General features: G+C 66.5%; 18 protein-coding genes. 8 read left to right on the forward strand and 10 right to left on the reverse strand.

The genetic code is table 11. The features are described from left to right. The first annotated feature begins 37 nt into the window (after positions 1-37). Positions 38-1,840 carry a glycoside hydrolase family 13 protein gene (locus ACH6CV_RS00570; protein ID WP_456356202.1) on the forward strand — a complete coding sequence of 601 codons (1,803 nt, stop codon included), beginning with the start codon at positions 38-40 and terminating at the stop codon, positions 1,838-1,840. A gap of 48 nt (positions 1,841-1,888) precedes the next feature. Here ACH6CV_RS00570 and ACH6CV_RS00575 read toward each other — a convergent pair whose 3' ends face one another. Further along, entirely contained in the window at positions 1,889-2,563 is a 675-nt protein-coding gene (locus tag ACH6CV_RS00575; protein WP_456356203.1) for a Crp/Fnr family transcriptional regulator, read from the reverse strand. Positions 2,564-2,658: 95 nt separating this feature from the next. Here ACH6CV_RS00575 and ACH6CV_RS00580 point away from each other — a divergent pair, with 95 nt between their 5' ends. Both ACH6CV_RS00580 and hcp read left to right on the forward strand, forming a co-directional pair. After that, on the forward strand, positions 2,659-3,357 hold the full coding sequence (locus ACH6CV_RS00580) for an ATP-binding protein (protein ID WP_456356204.1): 699 nt from the start codon (positions 2,659-2,661) through the stop codon (positions 3,355-3,357). A 193-nt stretch (positions 3,358-3,550) separates the two neighbouring features. After that, entirely contained in the window at positions 3,551-5,107 is a 1,557-nt protein-coding gene (gene hcp / locus ACH6CV_RS00585; RefSeq protein WP_456356205.1) for a hydroxylamine reductase, read from the forward strand. An 84-nt stretch (positions 5,108-5,191) separates the two neighbouring features. Here the strand turns inward: hcp and ACH6CV_RS00590 are convergent, their stop codons facing one another. After that, entirely contained in the window at positions 5,192-5,752 is a 561-nt protein-coding gene (locus ACH6CV_RS00590; protein WP_456356206.1) for a hypothetical protein, read from the reverse strand. A gap of 170 nt (positions 5,753-5,922) precedes the next feature. Between ACH6CV_RS00590 and ACH6CV_RS00595 the strand changes: the two genes are divergently transcribed. Both ACH6CV_RS00595 and ACH6CV_RS00600 read left to right on the forward strand, forming a co-directional pair. Continuing rightward, entirely contained in the window at positions 5,923-6,639 is a 717-nt protein-coding gene (locus ACH6CV_RS00595; protein ID WP_456356207.1) for a DUF421 domain-containing protein, read from the forward strand. Further along, positions 6,639-7,022: a DUF4363 family protein gene (locus tag ACH6CV_RS00600; RefSeq protein WP_456356208.1), complete on the forward strand. Its 384-nt coding sequence runs from the start codon at positions 6,639-6,641 to the stop codon at positions 7,020-7,022. Before ACH6CV_RS00595 ends, ACH6CV_RS00600 begins: the two co-directional genes overlap by 1 nt. Here ACH6CV_RS00600 and ACH6CV_RS00605 read toward each other — a convergent pair. After that, positions 7,000-7,638, reverse strand: a complete 639-nt coding sequence (locus ACH6CV_RS00605; protein ID WP_456356209.1) for a glycosyltransferase — start codon at positions 7,636-7,638, stop codon at positions 7,000-7,002. The genes ACH6CV_RS00600 and ACH6CV_RS00605 overlap by 23 nt on opposite strands. Before the next feature lie 187 nt (positions 7,639-7,825). Here ACH6CV_RS00605 and ACH6CV_RS00610 point away from each other — a divergent pair, with 187 nt between their 5' ends. After that, the gene (locus ACH6CV_RS00610; RefSeq protein ID WP_456356210.1) at positions 7,826-8,527 is read left to right on the forward strand and encodes an SH3 domain-containing protein; all 702 of its coding nucleotides are present in this window, start codon (positions 7,826-7,828) and stop codon (positions 8,525-8,527) included. Between the two features lie 128 nt (positions 8,528-8,655). Here ACH6CV_RS00610 and ACH6CV_RS00615 read toward each other — a convergent pair whose 3' ends face one another. From ACH6CV_RS00615 to polA, 7 genes are all read right to left on the reverse strand, one after another. Then, complete coding sequence (locus ACH6CV_RS00615; RefSeq protein WP_456356211.1) at positions 8,656-9,372, reverse strand: class II aldolase/adducin family protein; 717 nt, start codon at positions 9,370-9,372, stop codon at positions 8,656-8,658. Between the two features lie 78 nt (positions 9,373-9,450). Beyond that, a complete protein-coding gene (locus tag ACH6CV_RS00620; RefSeq protein ID WP_456356212.1) occupies positions 9,451-11,169 on the reverse strand; it encodes a hypothetical protein in 1,719 nt (572 codons plus the stop codon). A gap of 20 nt (positions 11,170-11,189) precedes the next feature. Next, positions 11,190-12,308 carry a Gfo/Idh/MocA family protein gene (locus tag ACH6CV_RS00625; protein WP_456356213.1) on the reverse strand — a complete coding sequence of 373 codons (1,119 nt, stop codon included), beginning with the start codon at positions 12,306-12,308 and terminating at the stop codon, positions 11,190-11,192. Position 12,309: 1 nt separating this feature from the next. Beyond that, positions 12,310-14,067 (reverse strand): ABC transporter substrate-binding protein, encoded by a 1,758-nt coding sequence (locus ACH6CV_RS00630; RefSeq protein ID WP_456356214.1) that lies wholly within the window; start codon positions 14,065-14,067, stop codon positions 12,310-12,312. Next, positions 14,064-14,684, reverse strand: coding sequence for a lytic transglycosylase domain-containing protein (locus ACH6CV_RS00635; RefSeq protein WP_456356215.1), 621 nt, complete (start codon positions 14,682-14,684; stop codon positions 14,064-14,066). The genes ACH6CV_RS00630 and ACH6CV_RS00635 overlap by 4 nt, the downstream gene beginning before the upstream one ends. Positions 14,685-14,687: 3 nt before the next feature. After that, positions 14,688-15,305, reverse strand: coding sequence for a dephospho-CoA kinase (coaE, locus tag ACH6CV_RS00640; RefSeq protein WP_456356216.1), 618 nt, complete (start codon positions 15,303-15,305; stop codon positions 14,688-14,690). Then, positions 15,289-17,895, reverse strand: a complete 2,607-nt coding sequence (gene polA, locus ACH6CV_RS00645; RefSeq protein WP_456356217.1) for a DNA polymerase I — start codon at positions 17,893-17,895, stop codon at positions 15,289-15,291. Before polA ends, coaE begins: the two co-directional genes overlap by 17 nt. A gap of 134 nt (positions 17,896-18,029) precedes the next feature. On the opposite strand from polA, the gene ACH6CV_RS00650 reads away from it, so the two are divergent. Further along, complete coding sequence (locus tag ACH6CV_RS00650; protein WP_456356218.1) at positions 18,030-18,509, forward strand: hypothetical protein; 480 nt, start codon at positions 18,030-18,032, stop codon at positions 18,507-18,509. After that, positions 18,506-20,602 (forward strand): DNA topoisomerase 3, encoded by a 2,097-nt coding sequence (locus tag ACH6CV_RS00655; RefSeq protein WP_456356219.1) that lies wholly within the window; start codon positions 18,506-18,508, stop codon positions 20,600-20,602. Before ACH6CV_RS00650 ends, ACH6CV_RS00655 begins: the two co-directional genes overlap by 4 nt. The last annotated feature ends 97 nt before the right edge of the window (positions 20,603-20,699 follow it).

Genomic DNA, 20,699 nt, shown 5'->3' on the forward strand with positions numbered 1-20,699 from the left:
AAGGGATTCGCGCCATCGCACACCCCCGGGAGCGGGGGTGTGTCTTTCGCGCGTTACGCTGCGGCTCGAGGCCGAGGAAGGCGACCGAGCGTTCTTGCGGCTGTGGTGGGACGGGCGCGAGCAACTGATCGAGATGTACCCGTCGGACGCTCTGTTCGAGGCGACGGTCACGCTGCCGGACCGCCCCGGCAATCTGTGGTACAGCTTCTTTGTCGACCGCGCGGACGGGCGTCTGTGGTACGGCAACGCGCCCGACGGCCAGGGCGGCGAGGGCGCGCTTTACGCCGAGGAGCCGCCCGGCTACCAGATCACGGTGTACGACCCGAACTACCGCACGCCCGAGTGGATGCGCGGCGCGATTTTGTATCAGATCATGGTCGATCGCTTCTGCGCGTCGCGTCCGGCAGGCGACCGGGAACCGCCCTACATGGGCTGGCTGCATGAAGACTGGTACGAGCCGCCCGCGCTTCGGCGCGGCGGCCCCGACGGCGACCAGGAGGCCAACGACTTCTTCGGCGGCAACCTCGCGGGCGTGATGTCCAAACTCCCCTACTTCGAGGCGCTCGGGGTGACGGCGCTGTACTTCAACCCGATTTTCCGCGCGCGCTCGAACCACAAGTACGACACCGGCGACTACCACGAGGTCGATCCCTCGTTCGGCGACGAGGCCGATTTCCGCGCGCTGTGCGCCACGGCCCGCGCGCGCGGCATGCGCGTGCTGCTGGACGGGGTGTTCTCGCATACCGGCGCGGACAGCCGTTACTTCAACATCCGCGGCGCCTATGACTCGGTGGGCGCGTACCAGTCGAAGGACTCGCCCTACGCGCGCTGGTACAGCTTTGAAAAGTGGCCCGACAAATACGCGTGCTGGTGGGGCTTCCCCACGCTGCCCAACGTGCGTGAGCTGGAAGAGAGCTACCTCGACTTCATCATCCGGGACCCGGACGCGGTGTGCGCGTTCTGGGTGCGCGCCGGGGCGTCGGGCTGGCGGCTGGACGTGGCCGACGAGCTGCCGATGGTGTTCTTGCGTCTGCTGCGCGAGCGCGTCAAGCGCGAGAACCCGGACGCCTGCCTGCTGGGCGAGGTGTGGGAAGACGCGTCGAACAAGCTGACCTACGGCGAGGCGCGCAACTACTCGGCCGGCGACACGCTGGACAGCGTGATGAACTACCCGCTCAGGGACGGCGTGATCGGCTTCATGACCGGGCAAACGGGCGCGCCTCAGTTTGCGCGCATGTACGAGCATTTGCAGGAAAACTACGCGCCGCCGTTCTTCTATTCGCTGATGAACATGCTGGGCAGCCATGACAAGCCGCGCATCATCGACGTGCTGTCGGGCGTCGGCGAGCTCGAGCCGCCGCGCGAGAAGCGCCGCGCGCGCCGTCTCACGCGCGCGCAGTACCGGCTGGGCAGCGCGCGGTTCGTCGCGGCCTGGCAGCTGGTCTGCGCGCTGCCGGGCATGCCCTGTCTGTACTATGCCGACGAGGCCGGCCAGACCGGTATGGCCGATCCGTTCTGCCGGGGCACCTACCCCTGGGGGAAAGAGGACAGGGCGCTGCTGAAAGCGGTGGGCGCGATCAACCGCGCGCGGCTCGCGTCGGACGCGCTCAAGACCGGCGAGCTCAGGCTGTACGCGCCGTCGGAAGACGTGCTGGTCATAGCGCGCCGCATCGCGCGCGGCCGCGACGCGCTGGGCAAGCGCGCGGACAACGCGCTGGTGCTGTGCGCCGTCAACCGCTCCGGCGAAGCGCAGAGCGTTCACCTGGAGCGCGACGAATGGCTGCCGCGCGCTCTGACGCTGACGATTGAGCCGATCTCGGCAAGGCTGATCGAGCCATAGTCGCGACGGCGTCCTCCCCCATTCCCCTCCCCGGAGGGGCATTTTTCATTACGCCTCGTGCGCCTTCTCCATCAGCGTAAACCGGTTCTTCTCAAACGTCACCAGCCCTTCGGCCTTGAGTTTTCCCAACTCCGTGGACATGGCGCTGCGGTCGACCGACAGGTAGTCGGCCAACTGCTGGCGGTCGAACGGGATCTCGAACGCGGCCGAACCAGCCGCGCGCGAGGACGAAGACAGGTAGGACAGCAGCTTCTCGCGCGTGGTGCGCCGCGCCATGTGCGTCAGCTTCCCGGTCAGCTGCAAATTCTTCTCGGCCATGACCTCCATCAGGTTCATAATCAGCCGCGCGTGGAACTCGCAGGCCAGCGAGCAGCCGCGCGCAACCCGCTCGATGTCCATCTGCATCACCGCGAGCTTTTCCGCCGCCACCACGTCGAACGCAAGCTTCGCGCCCGAGACCGCGAACGACTCGGCGTACATCTCGCCCGGCTCCACCCCCGACAGGATCGACCGGTTGCCCCAAAAATCCTCCCGGATCAGCAGCGCACGGCCGTGAAGCACCAGCCCGACCGCGCGCGTCTTTCCGCCCGCGCGCATCAGGTATTCCCCCTTATCGTACTGCGCGCGCCGCGCGCCCAGGCAGGTGAGCATCGAGCGGATATCCTCTGGCTCCATTCCGCGGAACAGCCGCGAGGTGCGAATCACCGCAAAATATTCTTCCATTTGGCCCTCCACGTTGTTTTTCAAACAGATTCTTTTGCCGCATTGTACTATACTTTCATCCGGGCGGTCAAGAGGCCGCGCGGGAGGAATTTGTTGTGAAACGCCAGATCATACACATTGACGAAGACCGGTGCAACGGCTGCGGCCTGTGCGCCTCCGCCTGCCACGAAGGCGCGATCGCCATGGTGGACGGCAAGGCGAAGCTGATCCGCGACGATTATTGCGACGGGTTGGGCAACTGCCTGCCGGTGTGCCCGACCGGCGCGATCCGCTTCGTCGAGCGCGAGGCCGCGCCCTTTGACGAGGCGGCGGTGAAAGCCGCGCAGGCGGCGAAGCCGGCCCACTGCGACCCCATGGACGGTTGCCCCGGCTCGCGCGCGCATGCCATCGAACGGCCCCGACAGGCATCCGCCGCCGACGCGCCGTCCGAGCTTAACCAGTGGCCGGTTCAAATTAAGCTGGCGCCGGCGAACGCCCCTTATTTCCGCGGCGCGGACGTGCTGGTAGCCGCCGACTGCACCGCGTTCGCCTGTGGCTCGTTCCACGCAAACTTCATGAAGGACCGCGTCACGCTGATCGGCTGCCCCAAGCTCGACGAGGGCGACTATGCCGACAAGCTGACCGACATCCTCAGCCTGAACGACGTGCGCTCGCTGACCGTGGCGCGCATGGAAGTGCCTTGCTGCGGCGGGATTGAGCGCGCCGCCCAGGAAGCGATCGCCCGCTCCGGCAAGGACATCCCCCTTTCCGTCTCCGTGCTGTCCGTAGGCGGACGGCTGATTGCCAATCGTTGACCCTTAGGTAAGCGCTGATTAAAGCACGCGTGCGGTGGCGAGGTGATTTTTCGTTCCGGTGTGCCTGCAAAAACCGCGGGACTAGCAGCGCTAATTCAAGTGTTTTTGCAGGCGCACCGGGGCGGAAAAGCATCCGTCTCCGCGCGTGGGATTTGATCAGCGGTTACTTAGGACGAAGAAGGAGGAACAGACAATGAGTGAGATGTTTTGCTTCCAGTGTGAGCAGACCGCGCGCGGCACCGGCTGCACCGGCCGCATGGGCGTGTGCGGCAAGACCGACCTGGTGGCCGACGCGCAGGACAAGCTGACCGGCGCGCTGATCGCGCTGGCCCGCGCCGCCGAGGGGCAAAAACCCGGCGAGCAGGCCACCGAGGCCATGCTCGAGGGGCTGTTCACCACGGTGACCAACGTCAGCTTCGACGAGGCCTCGATCGAGCGGATGACCGCCCGCGTGCTGGCCGAGGCCGACGTGCTGGGCGGCGGCGACACCTACGACATGGGCGCTCTGTGGCATGCGCACGCCGATGTGCGCTCGCTCAAGTCGCTGCTGCTGCTGGGCATGCGCGGCATGGCCGCCTACGCCCACCACGCGCGCGTGCTGGGCTACCGCGACGACGAGGTCGACGCTTTCTTCTACACCGGGCTGCGCGCCGTGGCCGATGAGGCCGACGCGGGCAAGCTGCTTAACCTGAACATGGAGCTCGGCCGCGTGAACCTCATCTGCATGGCGCTCTTGGACAAGGCCAACACCGAGCAGTACGGCACGCCGACGCCGACCCATGTGCCGCTCGCGATCGAGCCCGGCCCGTTCATCGTAATCAGCGGCCACGACCTCAAGGATTTGCAGCTGCTGCTCGAGCAGACAAAGGGCAAGGGCGTGAACATCTACACCCACGGCGAGATGCTGCCCGCGCACGGTTATCCCAAGCTCAAGGCCTATCCGCAGCTCAAGGGCAACTTCGGCACCGCGTGGCAGAACCAGCAGAAGGAGTTTAACGGCATGCCCGCTCCGGTGCTGTTCACCACCAACTGCCTGATGCCGGTTAAGGACAGCTACCGCGACCGCGTCTACACGACCGCGATGGTGGCCTATCCGGGCCTTCGGCACATCGGCGAGGACAAGGACTTTACCCCGATCATCGAGCAGGCGATCGCGCTGGGCGGCTACAAGGAGCGCCATGAGATGACGGGCATCAATGGCGGAACGAGCGTCACCACCGGGTTTGGCCACGGCGCGGTGCTTAAGCACGCGGCGGAGGTGGTCGCGGCGGTCAAGAACGGCGACATCCGCCACTTCTTCCTCGTGGGCGGCTGCGACGGCGCGAAGCCCGGCCGCAACTACTACACCGATTTTGCGGCGTCTTCGCCCGCGGATACCGTGATCCTGACGCTGGCCTGCGGCAAGTTCCGCTTCAACGATCTGGACCTCGGCACGGTGGCGGGTCTGCCGCGGCTGATGGACATGGGCCAGTGCAACGACGCCTACGGCGCAATCCGCGTGGCGTTGGCGCTCAGCGAGGCGTTCGGCGTAGGTGTGAACGAGCTGCCGCTGACGCTGGTGCTGTCCTGGTACGAGCAGAAGGCCGTGGTCATCCTGCTGACCCTTTTGCATCTGGGCATCAAGAACATCCACATTGGCCCGACGCTGCCCGCGTTCGTATCGGAGGGCGTGCTCAAGGTGCTCGTCGAGCAGTTTGCCCTGACGCCGATCGGCGAAGCGAAAGAGGATTTAAAGAAGATCCTGGGATAGTCGATTTGAAAAATGAGAAAACCGGCCCTGAAAAGGGTCGGTTTTCTTATGGCCGCGAGCAGCCCTTCTCATTCCCCTTGCGCATCAGCCCTCGTCTTCGGGCCGGGCCTCGTCCTCCGGCTGCGCCTCATGAGTCCCCTCCGGGGCCTCCTGCGCCTTCGGCCAGTTGATCTCCACGTTCACTTCGCCCTTTTCGAAGGCTTGCGCGACCGGTTGCTCGGGCGCCTCGGGCGCAGCTTCCGGCGGCTCTTGCGCCTCGTCGGGCTCGGGCTCAAGCACCGGCGCGTCCTCGGGCAGCCGCGCGCCGCAGCTGGCGCAGAAGCGCGACTCGACCGGCTGGACGCCGCCGCAGCTTAAGCAGCGACGCTGCCGCTTGATCTTGTCGATCGAGTGCGAGAGCTCCTCCGCCTGACCGTTCAACTCGTCGATTTGGACGCACAGCCGATCGGCCGCCTCGTGCCTGCCCTGCGCATCCCGCGTGGCGTAGTATGCCTTGCCGATCTGCGCAAACAGCTCGTCGATCTGCTCCCGGACATCGCCCAATCGTCCGTTCAGCCGGCCGATTTCCGCCGCCTCGATGGCGCGCTTGCCCACGGCCTGCGCGGCCCCGGTCAATTGCTTGCCCAGTTCCTCAAAAAACGCCATACCCTCACCCCTCCGTTCCAAGCTATGCGGGCCCAGCGGGCATCCATGCCAACGACGCACGGGCTCGTAGCATTAGTTTGCACATCTTTACGGAAAAAAGCAAGCATTTCCGAAAAAGTCACATAAGATCTTCCCTGCTTGCGCACCCTTGACAGGTGGAGGGACGATATATGCTGACCATATTTCTGCGCGCCTTCGTGTTGTACCTGATTATGCTGCTGACGCTTCGGGGTATGGGCAAGCATCAATTGGGCCAATTCCAGCCCTACGAGTTCGCAATGGCCATCATCATCGCCAACCTGATTTCCACGCCGATGAGCGACGTGGCCACCCCGCTGCTGCACGGCGCGCTGCCAATCGCCGCTCTGTTCATCACCCACGGCGCGATCACGCTGCTGGTCATGCGCTTTGACAGCTTCCGCGCGTTCATATCGGGCAAGCCGTCGATCGTGGTATCCAGTGGCGTGATCAACCGCAAGGAGCTGCAAAAGCTGTGCCTGACGCTGTCCGACCTGCTCGAGGGCATGCGCTCGAAGGGCATCCTCGACCCGCAGGAGTTGGACACGGCGATCGTGGAGGCCAACGGCTCGGTCAGCGCCTTCCCGCTGTCACAGAAGCGCGCGCCGACCGCCGAGGAACTTGGGGTTGCGACAGCGCGCCACGGCATGCCGCTGATGCTAATCATGGACGGCCGCGTACAGATGATGAACCTCTCGATGAGCGGGCAGGATGAACCCTGGCTGTGTGCGCTGCTTAAGCACTACAACCTCGCGCCCACGGACGTGCTGCTGGCCAGCCTCGACACCGAGGGCATGCTGCGCGTGCAGGACATGCGCGGCGCGCTGATCAGCATGCAGGCGCTCAAGAGCGCGGAGGTGATCTGGTAGTGCGCGTCAAGCTGATCGCCACGCTCGCCGTGCTGGGGCTGGCGCTGGCCGTCTGCGTCGCCTCGATGCTGTTCGTGTTTACGCTCGTCGACCAGATGGAGGTGATGGCGGCGGTGGTGCTCGAGCGGATGGACGTGAACGACACCGTAGGCGCGCGCGAGGCGCTCAGCCAGCTGGCCGAGAAGTGGGCGCGCGCGGGCGGCTGGCTCAAATCGCTGACCCCGCACGAGGACCTGCACGAAGTGTCGATCCATGCGACCGAGGCCGCGACCACCTTAGAGGCCGGCGACACCGACGACTTCCGCCGCTCGATGGCGCTGCTTATGGAATCTCTCAAGCACCTGCGCGAGCATGAGTCGTTCAGCCTGTCGAACGTGCTCTGAAACGGACATAGGCGCTCCGATCCACTTGGATCGTCGCGATCGGCACCTCGACGACGGGCGCGTGGCAACTGGCGTACAGCAGCGCGTTCGCCGCGTATTCATCGCGCTCGCCCGTAACCCGCAGGAGGCCCGGCAGGAGCCTCGCGGGCAGGCCGCGCAGCCCGGCTTGCGCGTCGCGCAGCCAGGGCCCGCCGCGCAGCCTGAGCAGCACGCGCGCGAGCACGCATCGAAGGCGCCGCCTCACCGGCAGTTCCCTTACGTCGCGCGCGCCCAGCACCAGCGCGTCGGGCGCGTCGAGCAGCGCCTGCGCCACCATTTCGATGTCCTCGGCCGCGTGCCGCCCGTCGGCCGCGCAGGTGACCACCATCATCGCGCCGGTCAGGTTCAGCCAGTTGAGCCCGGTCTTGAGCGCCGCGCCAACCCCGCGGTTGGCCTCGTGGTAGAGCACGCGCGCCCCCTGCAGCCAGGCCTCGTTAAAGACGGGCGCATAGCGCGCGCCACTGCCGTCGTCGACCACCACCACCCGCCCAAAGCCTCGCCGCCTGAGCGCGCCGATCAGCGCGTTGAGCCGCGCGTCCGGCCTGTACGCCGGGATGAGCACCGCCACTTCCCTCATAAAATCCCGCCGTCCTTCATGATCATGCCTGTCATAGCATATGCTGGGATGGGCCTGTACTTGCGGACAACCTACGGCTTGCTTCGCACGTTTGCGGCAAAAATGAATCAAAATTCCGCCGAAGGCTGGAACATTCTGGGGATCGAGGCCGTCTATTGGGCAGTGAGAGTTCAAGGGGGATTGTTTTATGAAGATCAAGAAGACCGTCAGCGTGCTGCTCGCCGCGCTGTTCGTGGCGACATGCGTATCGGCCTCGGCCCTCACGCTGGGCGTGGTGCGCATGCCCAGCAAGGACGGCACCGTGTGGCTGCGCTCGGGCGGCGGCACGAGCTATCCGCAGATCGGCTATGCCAGGCACGGCGACATCCTCGGCGTCAACCGGCAGGGCAACTATTGGTACAATGTAACGCTGCGCCAAGGCCCGTCTTCGGGCAAGACCGGCTGGATGTACAAGAAGTACATCACCTTGCTCAAGGACCCGACCGATATGGGCGGCTGGGGCGCGCTGGCCCGGATCAAGACCAAGTACGCCGGGTCCACGGTCAACCTGCGCAAGGGTCCGGGCGATAGCTATGCGGTCAAGGACACCCTGGCCCGCAACGAGATGCTGATCATCCTCGACAAGTACAACAGCAAGTGGTACGAGGTGCAGGTGGTAAGCTCGCTGCGTACCGGCTACGTGTACAAGGAATATATCACCAACGGCGCGCTCGGCAGGACGACGGCCAACGTCAACCTGCGCAAGTCGGCGAGCACCTCGGCGCGCATCCTGCTCACGATCCCGAGCGGCGACGCCATCACGGTGCTCAGCATCGGCAAGAACTGGTCCAAGGTGCGCTACGACGGCAAGACGGGGTATATCTGGAACGGGTACTTCCGATTCTCGTAAGTTGAACGACAAGGGGGCTGCGGCATCAGCAAGTGACGCCGCAGCCCCCCTTTTTTCTCGGCTCCCTCCGGCGCGCGCACCCAAGGATGCGCGCGCCGGAGGGACGGGGAGGGCCTCCCCGTCCCTCGTCAGACGAAGATATCCGTCAAACTCCCCACCGCGCCGGGCAGGCCGGGCATGGGCATATTGCGGGTGCGGATGACGTTTTCGAGGTTCTTCACGTCCGCGGGCGGGATGGGCTTGGGGTTGCCCAAAAGCTTCGCCACGATGATCGACTTGCCCGCCGCCTCCATCATTTCCAGGAACTCGAGCGCGCGCCATATGCCCTCGGAACTGACCATGAGCGCGCCGTGGTTTTCCATCAGGAAGCCGTTCGACCGTTCGATCACCGCCTCGAAATTCTCGGCCAGCTGGTCGCTGAGCGGCTCGGCGTAGGGCACCATGACCATCGGGCCCACCTCGATCGCAGGTTCCGGCAGGAACGGCATCTTCAGCCAGTCGCCGCCCGCGATCGCGAACCCGGTCAGGATGGGCGGATGGGCGTGCACGATGCCGCGCACGTCGGGGCGCCTGTTCATGATGCGCACGTGGAACGGCCACTCGCCGGTGGGCTTGCGGCCCTCCTTGGCGTAGAGCACCTTGCCCTGCATGTCCACCGCGCAGATGTCCTCAAAGGTGATCGAAAGCTTGGCCACCTTGGTGGGCGTAATCAGCACCACATCGTCGTCCGCGCGCAGCGACAGGTTGCCGCCCTGGCTGGTCACGAATCCGACCTCGGCCAGGCGGTTGGCCGCGCGCCTGAGCTCCTCGATCTGCGCCTCGTACTTGCGTTGGAAATCCGTCATACACAGTTCCTCCTCCATGTCATTTGGTAGCGGTTTCTCTGGGATGCTTGAGTGTTACGCCGCCCGAACCTGTGCCCGTCAAGGCCGGAATACAAACGCGTAGTTGCCGCCCGGCGCGTCTTCGGGCATCTCGAGGGTGAGCAGGTATAATGCGCCCCACAGCGCGCGCGCCGGCGCGTCGAGGTCGAACGGCTGCACCGAGACCGCCAAGCGGACGTCGTGGGACATCGTCACCGGGCCCAGAGCGATCAGCCCTTCACCCAGGCGCGGCCGGTGGGGCGTGACGAACCGGAACGCGGCCCGGCCGGGCACGCCGTCGAAATCGAACACCTCCATCAGCCGCACGCCGCCCTCAAACGGGGCCAGCATCCAGGTGCGCTGCCAGCAAGACAGGCGCGCCTCGCGCGGATAGGCCGAAGCGATGTCCATCGACAGCATGCGATAGCCCGGCCCTTCGCGCAGCGCCGCGTCCTGCGCCGGATGACCGTTGCGCGCCTGCTCCCGCCCGTTGACCAGCGGCACCGAATGCGTCTCCGCCGCCATCCCCGCGTCCACGAGCACCGGCTCGCCGCCGTAGAACAGCACCGCATTGCCCGCGTCCAAGTGCGCGCGCGGATCGCGGTTGTCGGTGCCGGTCAACGCCACGTAGAAGCCTTCCATGCGCGCGGCCAGCAGCACGTGTTCGGGCGATTCGACCGCCTCGGGATTGCGCTCGCGCGCGCTCTCGCGCATGAGATCCGCGCGCGAGAGCGCGTCCATCACCTGAGAAAGCAGCGGCGGGCTCGGCCGGTCAAACGGCATGTCCGCAGCGGCCCCCTGCCGGTTCAGGCAGGCGGCCAGCGCGCGCAGCGGTTTCAGGCGCGCGGCCTCCCCCAACCGGAACAGCCGGTCGGGTTCGAGCTGCGGGCGCATCGAGCCGCCGCCGGAATTGAGGAACCAGGCGCCGCCGATGTGGGCGTCCGGGAAGGCGCGCGCCATGGCGATGAACAGCGGCTCGTCGCGCAGCTCCACCTCGCCCCCGCTGGCCTCGCCCAGCAGCGCGAAGCAGTCGTTGACCGCCATCGCGCGATCGAGGTAGTTTTCGAGTCCGAGCGCAAACGCGACGCTTTCGTCCCGGGCGTTCAGGTGCGCCTCGAGCAGGCGCAGCAGTCGCCGGATGCACAGCCAGCGCCGGCGGTCGTCCTCTTCCAGCAGCAGCGCCGCGGTCAAAAGCGCCGCAGCCGCCCGGGGCACGGCCTCGTCCTCGGCCGGCAGCAGCTCGGCCTCGCGCGCGATCAGCGGCGTCAGCAGCCGCCGCTCGACCTCCCAGCGGATGCGCGCGGCGATCAGCGGCGAGAGGGCGTCCAGCTGCGCGCGCATGAGCGCCAGCGCCAGCGCCATGAGCGCCCCGGTCTCGCAGGCGTCCGCGTCGATTGCGCGCAGCGTGAAGTCGGGGTAGCCGCCCTCGCCGGGCGCGCGCGACCAGTCGCTCTCCTCCGCGATCGCGTAGATCAGGTCGGCGGCGCGCTCGGCATAGCGGCTCACGCCCGAGGCGCACGCGCCGAGCAGCAGCGCCTTGAGCAGCTCGCGCCGACTGACGGCAGCGGCGATGTAGCGCGCCGGATTGGTCTTGAGCGCGCCGGCGGGACAAATCGGCGCATCCGCGCGCAGCGCTCGCTCGGCGCGCTCGACGAGCCACCGGGCCAATGCGCCGTCCACCCGCTCCCACGCGCGCCGGTCGCCAACCTCGGGCACCAAACGCACGCTGCCGGCCGGGCGCAAGCTGAGCAGCAGCGCGTCCTGCCTGAGCGAAACCATGGTCTCACCTCCATAGGGAGTTACACCTTTACCCACCGCCGCTCGGCGGCCGACGTCCTCATCGCGTCCATCAACGCCTGCACCCGCGCGGCCTCGAAGGCGTCGGGGCTAACCGGCAGGTCGTGGGCCACGGCATTCAGGAAGGTGTGGTAGCAGTGCATGTGCGCGCGGTCCCAGCCCACGGTGTTCTTGGGCAGGAACGAGCCGCCCGGCGGGGCGTAGCGCTGCACACAGCCAAGGCGCGTAAAGCCGCGCTCGCCGCCGAGCGGCGCTTCGGGTTTATCATTGTCGAAGAATTCCAGATAGTCGGCGCGCATCAGATGCCAGCGCAGCGCGCCGCGGCTGCCGTAGATCTCAAACGCCAGCTCGTCGTCGGTGCCGGTGGCGATCTTGCTGGCTTCGAGCGTGCCCAGCGCGCCGTTCTTCAGGCGAATCAGCGCCGCGACCTGATCCTCGCCCAAGTCGCTGACCGGATTGCCCTCGCGGTCCGGGCGCGAGGGATAGAGCGCGCGCATCTCGCACAAGACCTCTTCGGCCTCGCCCACCAGGTGGCCCATCAGGTCGAGCGCGTGCGAGGCCAGATCGAGCAGCACCCCGCCCTCGCGCATCTGCTTCCAGCCGACCGGCCGCTCGCGGTCGATCGAGCCCGAATGCAGGTAGTCGAACTTGAACGACAGCACCTCGCCGATCCTTCCTTCGTCGATCAACGCTCGGGCGCGCAGCGTGGACGGGAAGAAGCGGTTGTTGTGGGCCACCTGCAGCTTGCGCCCGCTGCGCACGACGGCATCGCAGATGTCCTCGGCCTCGCGCGCGTCCATGCACAGCGGCTTGTCCACGTAGACGTGCTTGCCCGCCTCGAGCGCCGCGATCACCATGTCGCGGTGCAGCGCGTTGGGCGTGCAGATCGACACCACGCCTATGTCCTCGCGCGCAAGCAGCGCGCGGTAGTCGTCGGTATAATGCTCAAACCCGAAGTCCTCGCAGGCCCTCCGCGCCACGTCGATGCGCCGGGAGCACACCGACTTCAGCACCGGCTGAAAATCCATGTCCGGATAGAACATTCGCATCCCGCGCAGCGCGTGGGTATGGGTCTTGCCCATAAACCCCCAGCCGACCACGCCGATCCCGATCTTTTGCATATCAACCCTCCCAGCGAGTGACTGTAGCAAGTCCCCGCAATACGTCGTATTGCCGATTCCCTTTTAGCCCGGCCAGCTGCGCGCGCGATATGAACACGCCCGCGCGGAAGAACAGCCCGAGTATGGGCAAGTCCTCGACCACCTGCAGCTGCACCTTGCTCATCGCCGTTTTGAGCGCTTCGTCGGTGTCGGCGACGAAGGCGTCGTGGAGCCAGCCGTCCATGACCGAACTCGAGTAGCGCGCGTAGTTGCCGCTGTTCTTGGCGTTTGACGCCAGCAGGAACGCCAGGTTGGGCGTGGCGCTCAGCTCATACCCGATCAGCGCCAGGTCGAACTTGCCCTTGTCGATGTCGGAAAGCGCCTTGTCCAGCGGTTTGGTCTCGGTGATGATCTCGAACCCGACCAGCTTAAGCTGGCGCGCGATGGCCTGCACCGCCTCGGAGCGGGTGACCGTGGTGCCGCGATCGTAGGTAATCAGGCCGAGCGACAGCCGCCGGGTCTCGCCGCCGATCGACTTTTCGAGTACGCCATCCTGATCCAGGTCGTTCCAGCCGGCGTCCAGCAGCAGCTGCTGCGCGCGTTCGGGGTTGTAGCCGAATCGGGTGGCCTGAGGTTCGTACAGCCAACTGCCCGGGATGACCGGCACCTCGCTCTCCTGTACCATGCCGGCGTAGTTGTTCTCGCCGAGCGTGGTGCGGTCGATCGCATACATCAGCGCCTGGCGCACGGCGAGGTCGGACAGGATGTCGCTGCGCAGGTTGGGCACGATGCACTCGTAGGTCTGGGTGGAGTAGTCGCGCGTCAGCCGATCGGTCAGGCTGCGGCTCAGCGAGGCCTGCGGATAGTCGGTCGCCAGCGCGTCGACCTCCTTGAGCTCCAGCCCCACCATGGCCGACTTGATCGATTTGTAGCAGCGCACCACCACGCTGTGGATGGCGTCCGTCGGGATGCGCCACCAGTTCGGGTTGGCCTCGAGTCTGAGCGCCACGCCGGTGTCGTAGCGCATGTACCAAAACGGACCGGTACCCGACGGCTGCTCGAGCGCGACGCTCGAGCGCTGCGCCACCGGGAAGGTCATCGCGTACAGCAGCATGTATCCCATGCCGCCGCGGCTCCTGACGCGCAGCGTACGGTCGTCTTGAGCCTCCATCCGATCGATCGACTGCACGAGCTCGTACCAGATTGTCGACTGATTGCTCAACACCGCCTCGTAGCTGGCCACCACGTCATAGGCGGACAGCAGCTCGCCGGTGTGGAATTGCACGTCGCCGCGAAGCGTAAACGTCCAGTCGTTGCCCGAGACCTCCCAGCGCTCGGCCAGCATCGGCGTGGGACGCATGCGCTCGTCGAACTCCATCACGCTCTCGAAGACCAGCTGGTTGACCGCGTAGAAATCGCGGTAGGTATTCTGAAACGGGTTGATCGGCGCGCCGTCGCCCACCACCACGCCGTAGGTCAAGTCTCCGCTGACCATGCTGCCCTCGTTCGAGCCCGGCCGGGCGGAGTCGGCGGGCGCGGACCAGTCGCTCAAGTCGGGCGCGGCCGGCATGATTTCGTCCTCATAGTCCGCAGGCGCGTCCGGCGCGTAGTAGTCGGCGGCGGCGTATTCGCCCTCTGTCGCGCTCTGCTGCGGCGCGATCTGCGTCGGCGGCGCGACCGGCGTGATCGCTCCGTCGCCGGCGCTCGACCGGCAACCGGACAGCAGCGCCGCGACGGCCAGTATCAGTGCCAGCAGCAGCGCCGGCGCTCGTCTCGTCATGCCTCGGTGATCTCCTTGTACTTTTCATACACCTGGCGCACGTGGCGCACGTAGGCGCTCGTGGCCTTGAACGGGATGTTTTCAAGCGTTTGCCCGTCGGGGGAATAAGCGTCGTCACTGAGCCACTGGTCCACCTTGCCGCCGCCGGCATGGTAGGCCGCGGTGGCCTTGGTGAGGTCGCCGTCGAATCGGCCGTCCAGGTAGTTCAGGTACCAGCAGCCGTAGCGGATGTTGGTCTCGGGGTCGAACAGCCGGCCTTGCTCATAGCCGGGTTCGTTCAGCTTCTGCGCGATCCACGCGCCGGTCTCGGGCATGATCTGCATGAGCCCTATCGCGCCGGCGCTCGACACGGCGTCGGGCCGGAAGCTGCTCTCGCAGTAAATTACGGCAAGCACGCGCGCGGGCTCGAGCGCGTATTCCCCGGCGTAGCGGTCGATCATCTCCTCATATTCGAGCGGATAGATCTTCTGCTCCATCCACCCCGGAAACAAGCCGACATAGTACCACGCCGCGCCCACCAGAGCGATGACCAGGACCGCCAGCAGCAAGCCGCCCGCCCTTCGCCGGCGTCGTCGCGGCCTGCGCCGGCGCGCGCCATTGAGCGCCATTTTGTCCATTCGTTATCTTCTCCTCGTAAGCTCCCGGTATAGGCGCTTGAGCTCCGCGCGTACCTCGTCGATCGGCCGCCCGGTCGAGATCACGCGGTCGGCGCGCGCCTCCTTTTCGGCAAGCGGCATCTGGCTTAAGATGCGCGCCTCGGCCTCGGCGCGCGTCAGCCGGTCGCGCGCCATCACGCGCAGCGCCTGCTGCTCGCGCGAGGCCGTCACCACCCACACCTCGTCGCACAGCGCGTCGAACCCGGTCTCAAACAGCAGCGGCACGTCCAGCACCACGACGCTCGCGCCTTCGCGGTCGGCCTCGTCGATTTCGCTCAGCATCTTGCGCTGGATCGCCGGGTGCAGGATGGCCTCGAGCGCGCGGCGCTCGCCCACATCCGCAAACACGCGATCCCCCAACGCCCGGCGGTCGAGCGCGCCGTCGGGGCCGAACACCGCGTCCCCGAACCGCGCGCGGATGGCGTCAAGCGCCTCGCCGTCCTCGGCGGTCAGCGCGCGGGCGATCTCATCGGCGTCCACCACATGCGCGCCCAGCGCCTTGAGGTGCGCGGCCGCGGTGCTCTTGCCGCAGCCCACGCCGCCGGTCAAACCCAACCTGATTGCCTTATCCCTTGCAGTCATGCCAATTGCTCCCGGATCGAACGTCGGCCGCAAGCCTCGCGTCGAGGTGCGCCGCGCCTTCCATCGCGTCCTTCAGTAACGCTTCCACCCGCGCGCGCTCGGCCTCGGGGCACTCGACGATCAGCTCGTCGTGCACTTGCAAGATCAGCCGGGCTTCAAGCCCCTCCGCGCGCAACGCGGCGCTCGCGCGGATCATCGCCAGTTTGATGATGTCGGCGGCCGTGCCCTGGATCGGACTGTTCATCGCCGCCCGCTCGCCGAACGAGCGGGTGTTGTAGTTGGGGCTTTTCAGTTCCGGCAGGTAGCGCCGCCGCCCGAACAGCGTGGTCACGTAGCCCTGCGCCTTGCCCTCGGCCACCTGCGCGTCCATGAACCGCTTGACGTACGGATAGCGTTCGAAGTAGCGCTCGATGAACTGGGCCGCCTCGCCGCGCGTCACGTTGATGTTGCGTGCCAGACCGAAGTCGGAAATACCGTATACGATGCCGAAGTTGACCGCCTTGGCGGCCGAACGCATCTCGGGCGTGACCGCCTCGAGCGCCACGCCGTAGACCTCGGCGGCGGTCCTCTGGTGAATGTCCTGGCCCGTGCGGAAGGCGTCGAGCATCACGGGATCCCGCGCCATGTGGGCCAGTACCCTGAGCTCGATCTGCGAATAGTCGGCGTCCACGAGCACCCAACCCTCGCGCGCCACGAACGCGCGCCGGATCTCGCGGCCCTCGCTGGTGCGCACCGGGATGTTTTGCAGGTTCGGTTCGCTCGAGCTCAGCCGGCCGGTGGCGGTGCCCACCTGGTCGAACGATGTGTGGATGCGCCCGTCCGGCCCGCGCAGCTTGAGCAGCGCTTCGATATAGGTGCTGTTGAGCTTGAAGTACTTGCGGTATTCGAGGATCAGCGGCACGATCTCGTGCCGGTCGGCGAGCGACTCCAGCACCTCGGCGGTGGTGGAATAGCCGGTGGCGGTCTTGCGCCCGCCCGGCAAACCGAGTTTACCAAACAGCAGCTCGCCCAGCTGCTTGGGCGAATTGATGTTAATCGGCCCGCCCGATAGCGCCTGGATGCGCGCGGTGAGATCCGCAATACGCGCGGCGTAGCCCTCGCCCAGCCGCTTGAGCTCCGCCTCGTCGACCAGAAATCCCTCGCGCTCCATCTCGTAGAGCGTATAGGCCAGCTTGAGCTCGATGTCCTTGTAGAGGCTCATCAGGCCGTCCGCCTTGAGCTTTTCCGCCTGGCGCTCAGCCAGCTCGAACAGCCGTGCTGCGCTCGTCGCCGCATCGCCGGGCTCGAGCCCCTCCGCCTCGAGCAGCGCGCCGAGCGCAAACGAGGGCCGCTGGGGGTTGAGCGCGTAGGCGGCCAGCATGACATCCTCCACCGCGCCGCGCGGTGCGATGCCGTGCCGATCAAACGCGGGCAGCAGCGCCTTGACGTCGTGCGTCAGCACACGCCGCGCCTCGGCGAGCGGGCGCGCGAGCGAGCGCACCGCGTCCTCAAGGCTCAAACCAGGCGTCAGCAGGTCGCCGCCCGTCGCCACACCGGCCTGCCGCCCGTCCTCAAACGCGACCGAACAGGCCGCGTTTCCCATCGCGACCGCCATCGGCTGGCCGAAGGGGCCCGTCTCGGCCCAGGCGCGCAGCGCCACCGCGTCGGGCAGGGGCTCGACCGCGCGCCAACTCCGGTCTGTTTCTGTTTCAGACTCCGGTTTGTTTTCGGCCTCTCCCCGCAGCTCCGCCGGCAGCGCCGACAGCCTGGCGGCCAGCGACTTGAGCTTCAGCGCCTCGAGCGCGGGCAGCGCGTCGGCCATGTCGTGCAGGCGGCAGGCGCGCGGGTCGATGTCGAGCGGAACGTTGCGCTCGACCGTGGCCATGACCTTGGAAAACCGGGCTTGGTCTGCAAACTCGATCAGCCGCTCGCGCAGCTTGCCCTTTTGTGAATCGCTCGCGGTCTCGAGCACCCTTTCGAGCGTGCCGTGTTCGCCCAGCAGCTTGAGCGCGGTCTTCTCGCCCACGCCGGGCACGCCGGGGATGTTGTCGGAGCTGTCGCCCATCAGGCCCTTGAGGTCGATCATCTGGTCGGGGGTCAGGGCATATTTCTCCATCAAAAAGGCGGGCGTCACGCGCTCGGTGTCGGTGATGCCGCGCTTGGTATACAAGATCGTGGTGCGCTCGCCCGCCAGCTGGAACGCGTCGCGGTCGCCGGTGATGACCAGCGCGTCGATCCCCTGCTCCTCGCACAGGCGCGACAGTGTGCCCAGCATGTCGTCGGCCTCGTAGCGCGGAAGGCTCACGATCGGGATGTGCATCTGTGTAAGGCAATCCTTCAAAAGCGGCACCTGCGGCCTCAGCTCGTCGGGCGTGGGCGCGCGCCCGGCCTTGTAGGCGTCGTACTGCTCATGGCGGAAGGTGGGCCCGTGCAGGTCGAACGCCACCGCGCAATAGGTGGGCCGCTCCTCCGAGATCACCTTGAGCAGCATCGACAGGAAGCCGAAGACCGCGTTGGTATACACGCCCTCGCCGTTGTCCAAGAGCGGCAGCGCGTGAAACGCCCGGTACATCAGGCTGTTGCCGTCCACCATCACCATCTTTTCGGCCATGGGATATCCCCCTGCATCGATATATTATGGATATTATACGCGTTCCGCCCGAAAAAATCAACCGCGCTGGACAGGCGAGGTGCGTTCGTGGTATCATTGGGCGTTGAAATCATGTCCGTTTGGAGGGAATTCCCATGAGCAAGGCGGCCAAGATCGTGAGCGCGTTGGCGATTTTTGCCTGTGCGCTGACCGCGTATCTGCTGGCGAGCGCGCACTTTCAGGCCGTCATCCTGTCGGTCGAGGTGGAGAGCGCCGCCGACCGGCCGGACGCATTCCGGCCGCTGGCCGAGGCCATCGAACGCGGCGACCTGAGCACGGGTCAGTTCGGGACGCTGAGCAGCGACGACCCCGCCGACTACGCCTTTGTCACCTATGCCGTCGAGCTCAAGGGGCGCAGCCCGCTGCCGGCCGAATGGGCGGTGCTCTGCCTGTCGCCGTTGGGCGGCGACGTAGCGTTCTTGCCGGGCACGGCAACCGACATCCCCCCGTTCGGCGCGCGCACACTGACCGGTACTTTGCTGACGAGCGCCGCGGACGCGGGACAGGCGCGCCACCTGTGGGCGGAATACTACCTGTTCGGGCGGTTGCTGTCCGCCGTGGCGGAGGCCCCGTGAGCACCTTAATTGTGGCTGAGAAGCCCTCGGTCGCGCGCGACATCGCGCGGGTGCTGGGCTGCAAAACGCGCGCCGAAGGGGCGCTGCGCGGCGAGACGTACGTCGTCACCTGGGCGATCGGACACCTGGTGACGCTGTGCGAGCCCGACGAAATCGATCCGCGCTATAAGAAGTGGCGCGCCGAGGATCTGCCCATCTTGCCCGAGGTGCTGCCCACCAAGGTGCTGCCCAAGACGAAGTCGCAATTCGCCGTCGTCAAGGCGCTGATGAACGCCAGGGAGACCGAGCGCATCGTGTGCGCTACCGACAGCGGACGCGAGGGCGAGCTGATCTTCCGCTACATCTATGAGCAGGCCAAGTGCAAAAAGCCGGTCGACCGGCTGTGGATCTCCTCGATGACCGACGCGGCCATCCGCGAGGGGTTCGCTAAGCTGCGCCCGGACAGCGACTACGACGCGCTGCATCTCAGCGCGCGCTGCCGCGCCGAGGCCGACTGGCTGGTGGGCATGAACGCCTCGCGCGCGTTCACGCTCAAGTACGGCGCGCTGCTGTCGGTGGGGCGGGTTCAGGCGCCCACGCTCAAGCTGATCGCCGAGCGCGACGAAGAAATCCGCTCGTTCCTGCCCGAGGACTACTGGGAAATCCGCGCCGACTTCGGCGACTATCAGGGACTGTGGCAGGATCCCGAAAAGAAAGACGGCCGCTGCCGGGACGCGGGACTGGCCGCGCGCGTAAAGGCCGAGACCGAGGGGCAATCGGGCACGGTGATCGAGGCGCGGCGCGAGGAAAAGAACACGCCGCCGCCCCAGCTCTACGACCTGACCGCGCTGCAGCGCGACGCCAACCGGCTGTTCGGTTACTCTGCGGCCAAGACGCTCGAGCTCGCGCAGGCCCTCTACGAGAAGCACAAGCTGATTACCTATCCCCGCACCGACAGCCGCTACCTGCCGCGTGACATGATCGGCAAGGTAAAAAAGACCTTGGTCGCTTTCGGTGCGCCCTACGCTGCGTTCGCCGAGCGGCTGCTGCCCGATCCCCCGACGCCCGCGCGTGTCTATAACGACCGGAAGGTGTCCGACCACCACGCGATCGTGCCCACCGGTCAACAATTAGACCTTGGTCGGTTACCCGACGCCGAGCGCAGGCTGTTCGACCTGGTGGCGCGGCGGCTGATCGCGGCGCTCTACCCCGACTACCGCTACGAGTCCGCCGTCGTCACGACGCAGGTGAAAAATCACCTGTTCCGCACGACGGGCCAGACGCCGCTGGTCGAAGGCTGGAAGGCGCTGTACAAGGGCGTCGAGAAGGCCGACGAGGTCGAGCAGAAGGTTCCGCAGTTGGCGGTGGGCGACGTGCGGACGGCGCAGGCGGTGACGCTCAAGGCGATGAAGACCAAGCCGCCCTCTGCGCACACCGACGCGTCGCTGCTGGGGCTGATGGAGCACGCCGGGCGCGCGGTCGACGACGAGGCGCTCAAGGAAGCGCTCAAGGACAGCGGGCTGGGCACGCCGGCCACGCGCGCGGCGGTCATCGAGCGGCTGATCGCGGTGGGCTACGTGGTGCGCAATAAGAAGGCGCTGAGCGCGACCGAGAAAGGGCTGCGGCTGATGCAGGTGGTGCCCGCGCAGATCGCGAGCCCCGAGATGACGGGCCGATGGGAGCGTGCGCTCAGCGCCCTGGCACGGGAAACCGACCGTGGTTTGATTTCAGCGCGGGCGGAGCGGTTCATGGGCAGCATCCGGCGGTATGCGGCTTTTTTGGTGGAGGCGGCACGCGCGGCGGATGCGTCGGTGCGCTTTGAGCAGGAACCGCGCAAGGCCGGCAAGGGCAAGGCGCGGGTGACGACGCTCGGGCGGGCATGCCCGCTCTGCGGCCAGGGCGAGGTCACGGCGAACCAGAAGGCGTTCGGCTGTTCGCGCTGGCAGGAGGGCTGTAGGTTTACAATCTGGCGCGACCAGCTGACGCGCCAGGGCGGGCCCGCCATCGGGGTCAACGACATGAAAAAGCTGCTCGACGGGCATGAGCTGACCGTAGAGCAGGGAATTGTAAAGCTCGTACAGGGGCGGCTGATGTTGTCCCCGCGTGAGCGGTGACGGGAGCCAGGCAATCGCTGATTAAACGGCGGTGAGGGGAATTCCCGTCAGATCGCGCTTGCAAAAGCCCACAGCGCGGCGGCGCAGCGCCGAGGAT

Source organism: Anaerozeibacter quisquiliarum, assembly GCF_051162045.1.
GTDB lineage: Bacteria > Bacillota > Clostridia > Christensenellales > Aristaeellaceae > Anaerozeibacter > Anaerozeibacter quisquiliarum.

Bases quoted from the DNA above. Each gene is read 5' to 3' on its own strand.
- coaE (WP_456356216.1), bottom strand. From the start codon at position 15,305: ATGACTGCAAGGGATAAGGCAATCAGGTTGGGTTTGACCGGCGGCGTG.
- ACH6CV_RS00575 (WP_456356203.1), bottom strand. From the start codon at position 2,563: ATGGAAGAATATTTTGCGGTGATTCGCACCTCGCGGCTGTTCCGCGGA.
- ACH6CV_RS00595 (WP_456356207.1), top strand. From the start codon at position 5,923: ATGCTGACCATATTTCTGCGCGCCTTCGTGTTGTACCTGATTATGCTG.
- ACH6CV_RS00650 (WP_456356218.1), top strand. From the start codon at position 18,030: ATGAGCAAGGCGGCCAAGATCGTGAGCGCGTTGGCGATTTTTGCCTGT.
- ACH6CV_RS00630 (WP_456356214.1), bottom strand. From the start codon at position 14,067: ATGACGAGACGAGCGCCGGCGCTGCTGCTGGCACTGATACTGGCCGTC.
- ACH6CV_RS00625 (WP_456356213.1), bottom strand. From the start codon at position 12,308: ATGCAAAAGATCGGGATCGGCGTGGTCGGCTGGGGGTTTATGGGCAAG.
- ACH6CV_RS00610 (WP_456356210.1), top strand. From the start codon at position 7,826: ATGAAGATCAAGAAGACCGTCAGCGTGCTGCTCGCCGCGCTGTTCGTG.
- ACH6CV_RS00635 (WP_456356215.1), bottom strand. From the start codon at position 14,684: ATGGACAAAATGGCGCTCAATGGCGCGCGCCGGCGCAGGCCGCGACGA.
- polA (WP_456356217.1), bottom strand. From the start codon at position 17,895: ATGGCCGAAAAGATGGTGATGGTGGACGGCAACAGCCTGATGTACCGG.
- hcp (WP_456356205.1), top strand. From the start codon at position 3,551: ATGAGTGAGATGTTTTGCTTCCAGTGTGAGCAGACCGCGCGCGGCACC.
- ACH6CV_RS00590 (WP_456356206.1), bottom strand. From the start codon at position 5,752: ATGGCGTTTTTTGAGGAACTGGGCAAGCAATTGACCGGGGCCGCGCAG.
- ACH6CV_RS00620 (WP_456356212.1), bottom strand. From the start codon at position 11,169: ATGGTTTCGCTCAGGCAGGACGCGCTGCTGCTCAGCTTGCGCCCGGCC.
- ACH6CV_RS00615 (WP_456356211.1), bottom strand. From the start codon at position 9,372: ATGACGGATTTCCAACGCAAGTACGAGGCGCAGATCGAGGAGCTCAGG.
- ACH6CV_RS00605 (WP_456356209.1), bottom strand. From the start codon at position 7,638: ATGAGGGAAGTGGCGGTGCTCATCCCGGCGTACAGGCCGGACGCGCGG.